This is a genomic window from Micromonospora sicca, assembly GCF_003172935.1.
GTDB lineage: Bacteria > Actinomycetota > Actinomycetes > Mycobacteriales > Micromonosporaceae > Micromonospora > Micromonospora sicca.
Genome location: NZ_QGKS01000507.1, coordinates 1 through 4,423, shown reverse-complemented (window position 1 = coordinate 4,423; position 4,423 = coordinate 1). Strand labels below are relative to the sequence as shown.

Annotated in this window: 3 protein-coding genes and 1 pseudogene; 2 read left to right on the top strand and 2 right to left on the bottom strand. The window is 73.1% G+C overall.

Annotation, left to right across the window (positions count from 1 at the left end):
- On the bottom strand, nt 1-661 hold a 661-nt coding region (locus tag DKT69_RS36700; protein WP_109805939.1), incomplete at its 3' end, for a hypothetical protein.
- Between the two features lie 151 nt (nt 662-812).
- On the opposite strand from DKT69_RS36700, the pseudogene DKT69_RS40805 reads away from it, so the two are divergent.
- Together DKT69_RS40805 and DKT69_RS36695 are read left to right on the top strand one after the other, a co-directional pair.
- Nucleotides 813-947 (top strand): annotated as a pseudogene (locus DKT69_RS40805) (helix-turn-helix domain-containing protein); the annotation flags it as partial.
- Nucleotides 899-2,065 (top strand): RNA-guided endonuclease InsQ/TnpB family protein, encoded by a 1,167-nt coding sequence (locus DKT69_RS36695; protein ID WP_236648745.1) that lies wholly within the window; start codon nt 899-901, stop codon nt 2,063-2,065. The pseudogene DKT69_RS40805 and the gene DKT69_RS36695, both read left to right, overlap by 49 nt.
- On the opposite strand, the gene DKT69_RS36690 is transcribed toward DKT69_RS36695, so the two are convergent.
- Nucleotides 2,040-4,423, bottom strand: a 2,384-nt coding sequence (locus DKT69_RS36690; protein WP_236648743.1) for an FtsK/SpoIIIE domain-containing protein, incomplete at its 5' end; no start/stop codon positions are given. The genes DKT69_RS36695 and DKT69_RS36690 overlap by 26 nt on opposite strands.

The window sequence follows — 4,423 nt, the reverse complement described above, 5'->3', positions numbered from 1 at the left end:
GGGCGAGGGCGAGCAGGAGGACCGTCGTCACCACGCCGGCGGTCAGCACCACGGTGATCGGGCGGGGGCCCAGGACGGCGTGCCGGCGGTCGGCCAGCAGCCGGGCCGGCGCCAACCCCACCAGCGGCCCGAGCAGCGTCACCACCAGCCCCAGCACCGGCATCCCGACCGCCAGGTCACCGCCGGATCCGGTGCCGACCGCCCGTGCCCCCACCCCCAGGACGTACGCGACGACGGCTCCGCCGACCCCGCAGAGCACCAGCAGCGGGTTGAGCGAGCCCGGCAGCTCACCCGGCTGACGGGTGCGGTCCAGCAGCTCCCGGACCCCGTGCAGCAGCGGCACCGGGTCACCGGACGCGTCCCGGGCCGGACCGGGCGGATCACCCAGCCGCCGCGCGCTCGCCCCCAGCCGGGTCCGCAGCTCCTGCCACAGGTGCGCGGCCTCGGCGTCGACCCGCTCCACCAGTTCCCGCGCCTCGGCCGCCTCCGCCTCGGCGCGGCGTACCTGCGCGGTGGCCTCGGCGACCGCCCGGTCGGCCGCGGCGCACTGCTGCGCGTACCAGGTGTGCGCCTCCTCGCGCTGGGCGGCGACCCGGGAGGTCAGCTCGGCGAGCCGACGGATCTGGGCGGCGTACGTCTCACTGGCGACCGGTTCGTTCATCGGAACTCCTTTGAGAAACCCCGCATCAGCGCCGGAAGGAGCCGCACGCCTGCGGAGCAGGGCAGGGATGGCCGGTCGCCGGCACTGTGGACCCGAGCCCCTTCCCGACAACCCGCAGGTTGTCACAGGTTGATGCGATAGTTCGAAAGCCATGAAGACCACGCATGTGAAGCGAGCATTCAAGTACCGCTTCTATCCCACGGACGCGCAGGCGGCTGAGCTGTCGCGCACGTTCGGATGCGTGCGGAAGGTCTACAACCTCGCGTTGGCGGCGCGTACCGAGGCGTGGACACTCCGGCAGGAACACGTCTCCTACAACGCCACATCGGCGATGCTGACCGCGTGGAAGAAGACAGAGGAACTGGCCTACCTCAACGACGTTTCCTCGGTCCCACTCCAGCAGGCCCTGCGTCATCTTCAGACGGCCTCGCCAGCTTCTTCGCCAAACGCGCGAAGTACCCGCGTTTCAAGTCGCGGAAGCGGTGCCGGAAGTCGGCGGAGTACACGACCAGCGCTTTCCGCTTCCGGGACGGCAGGCTGACGTTGGCGAAGATGGCGGAGCCGTTGCACATCGTGTGGTCCCGCCCTCTCCCCGAGGGTGCGAAGCCATCGACGGTGACGGTGTCTCAAGACCCGGCTGGGCGCTGGTTCGTGTCCTTGTTGTGCGAGGACCCGACCGTTCAGCCGCTGCCCCCGACCACCGCGGCGATCGGGATAGACGCCGGGCTTGACAACCTGCTGACCTTGTCGACCGGGGAGAAGATCACCAACCTTCGGCATGAGCGGCGCGACCGTGCCCGGCTCGCCCGCGCCCAGCGGGAGTTGTCGCGGAAGGCCAAGGGCTCGGCGAACCGGGACAAGGCCCGCCGCAAGGTCGCCAAGGTTCACGCTCGCATCGCCGACCGGCGACGCGACCACCTGCACAAGATCACCACTCGGCTCGTTCGTGAAAACCAAACGATCGTGATCGAGGACCTCACCGTTCGGAACCTGCTGAAAAACCACACACTCGCCCGCGCCATCAGCGACGCGGCGTGGCGCGATTTCCGCAGCATGCTGGAGTACAAGGCCCAGTGGTACGGCCGTAAGTTGATTGCGGTCGACCGTTGGTTCCCCTCCTCCAAACTGTGCTCGACATGCAGAGCCGTACGGGACACCATGCCGCTGCACGTCCGCACATGGACGTGCGACTGCGGCATCAATCACGACCGTGACGTGAACGCGGCGCGGAACATTCTGGCCGCCGGGCTGGCGGTGTCTGCCTGTGGAGCTGGTGTAAGCCCTCAACGGGAGCCCTCCCGGACGAGGCGGTCAGTGACGAAGCAGGAAACTCGACGGGCGACCGTGGGAATCCCGGTCCTATCGGGCCGGGAGGATGTCAACGGGACGGACCATAAGGGATGATCACCTGTCCGGTGCGGTGGGCCGCCCGGTCGAAGTAGAGTCCCCGCCACGGCCGGGGGTACCAGTCCGGCCCCCCGGTGCCCGGATAGAGCGAGGACCCCAGCTCCGCGCCCTGCACGTCGAGCGCCACCCACGCGCCGATCTGGTCGGTGCGGGCGGCCGGCCCGCCCAGGTCCACCCGCATCCGGGCCACCCCGCGCCACCAGGCCAGCACGTGGGTACGCCGCTCCGGCCCGTCGTGCAGGATCCGGCGCAACTGCTCCAGCCCGGTACGCCGCCCGGCCCGCCCGGCGAGCTGACCGGCCGCCGCGTCGACCGCGTACAGCAGCAGGTAGTGCGGGGTGTTCCGGGTGCCCGGCGCGCCGAGCGAGTCGCCCACCTCGGCCATCAGCTCCGGGATCGTCTCCTCGTCGTACCAGGCGGCGTCGTCGGCCAGGTCCTCGTAGAGGGCCCGGGCGGCCGGGTCGGCGTCCTGGTCGAGGCAGGCGATGGAGAACCGGGCGGTGCCGGGGCGGTGTTGGCGCGCGAGGGACCGGGCGGCGGCGTCCAGCACCGCGCACGCCTCGTCCACCCGGGTGCCGAGCACCGCCAGGTTGCGTCCCGGGGCCCGGGGCAGCCGCAGCGTCGCGGACCGCGCCTGCACGTCGATGATCTCGCCGAGCAGGGCCACCGGGCTGCGCGGCACCCCCTCGTCCGGCGCGGTCAGCGCCCGGAAATCCGGCGCGTCCGCGAGACGGGGGATCGCATCGCCGTCGAAGAGCCGGGCCGGGGCGGCGTCGGCCGGGCGCATCCGCCACAGCCGGTGCTGCAGCTCGCTCCAGCTCTCCCAGTCGCTGGCCGACGGGATCCGGGCCACCTCGTTCCCCTCGGCCAGCCCGGACTCGGCGTTGACCACGGCGTGGTGCCGGGGCAGCGACTGGGCGGCGTCGTTGCGTTCGGCCAGGATGCGCAGCGCCTTGGGCAGCGCGATGCGCAGGGTGAACTGGGCGACCAGGGCGGGCCGCCCCCACAGCGCCTCGATGCCGCGGACGTCCTGCGAGGCGAGCACCAGGTGGATACCCTGCGACCGGCCCCGCCGGGCCAGGTCCTCCAGCAGGTCGGCGGCCTCCCGGGCCACCACGTCCCGCCCGGCGAGCAGCGCCTGGAACTCGTCGACCACCGCGACGATCCGCGGCCAGTGCCCGGTGGGGTCCACCGCCCGCAGCTCGGCCAGCTTGGTGACCTCGTGCTTCTTGGCGGCGTCCGCCCGGCGGCGCAGCTCCTCGGCGAGGAAGCGCAGCAGCCCCAGCCCGAACTCCCGGTCGGTGTTGACGTTGATCCCGACCAGCCGCATGTGCGGCAGCCAGCTCGGGTCCCGCCGGCCCTGGGCGAACCGGGCGAAGGACACCCCCTCCTTGAAGTCCAGCAGGTAGAACTCCAGCTCGGCGGGGGAGTAGCGGGAGGCCAGCGCGCCGATCCAGGCGAAGATCAGGTTCGTCTTGCCGGTGCCGGACGGACCGCCGATCAGGGCGTGCGGCGGGTAGTCGCCGAGGGTGAGCAGTACCGGCCGGCCGTGCGGGCCCTCGCCGATCGGCGCGGTCAGCCCGTGCGCCGAGTCCTCCCGCCACATCCGCTCCGGTGGCGGGAGCAGGTCGGCGAAGGGCGTCGGCGGTGGGCCGGCGTTGACCCGGGACGCCACCTCCCGGCAGGTCTCGGTGACCAGGGTGGCCGGCGGCGGGTCGTCGAGGACGACCGGCAGTCCGCCGATCCGGGCCCCGTCCGGCTGCACCACCACCCGGGACACGGTCGGGTCGTCGGGCAGGTCGATCCCGCGGACCACCAGGTGCACCCCGCACGCGGCGCCGGTGCGGACCACCCGGTCCAGCTGGCCGCGCTCGTGCCGGGACAGTTCGTCGCCGCCGAGCAGCACAGCCACCCGCCACGGCTCCGGGCGCCGGCCGGTCGCCGTGGCCAGCTCGCGCAGCGAGGTGTACTCGCCGGCCAGCACGGTCTCGTTGATCCGCCGGATCTGCTCCACCAGGTCGTCCAGCAGCCGGCCGAGCCCGCCGGGGCCGACGAAGGTGAGCAGCCCGGCGGTGCCCAGCGGGGCGAACCCGGCCAGGCCGCCGCCGAGGTGCTCCGGGTCGTACCCGAAGAGGCGGACCCCGCCCGGGTCGGCGCGGCCGACGGAACGCAGCAGCAGGGCCGGCACCACCGCGGCGATGCCCGCCCGGTCGCTGCCGGCCAGGTGCACGTGGCCCGCGTCCAGCAGCGGCACCAGCGCGGGCACCGGCTCGGCGTCGGGGATCCGGACGGTGCCGATCCGCACCGCGCCGGGCGTCTCGGCCCGGCCGGCGGGCGTGGCCTGCCACCGCGACC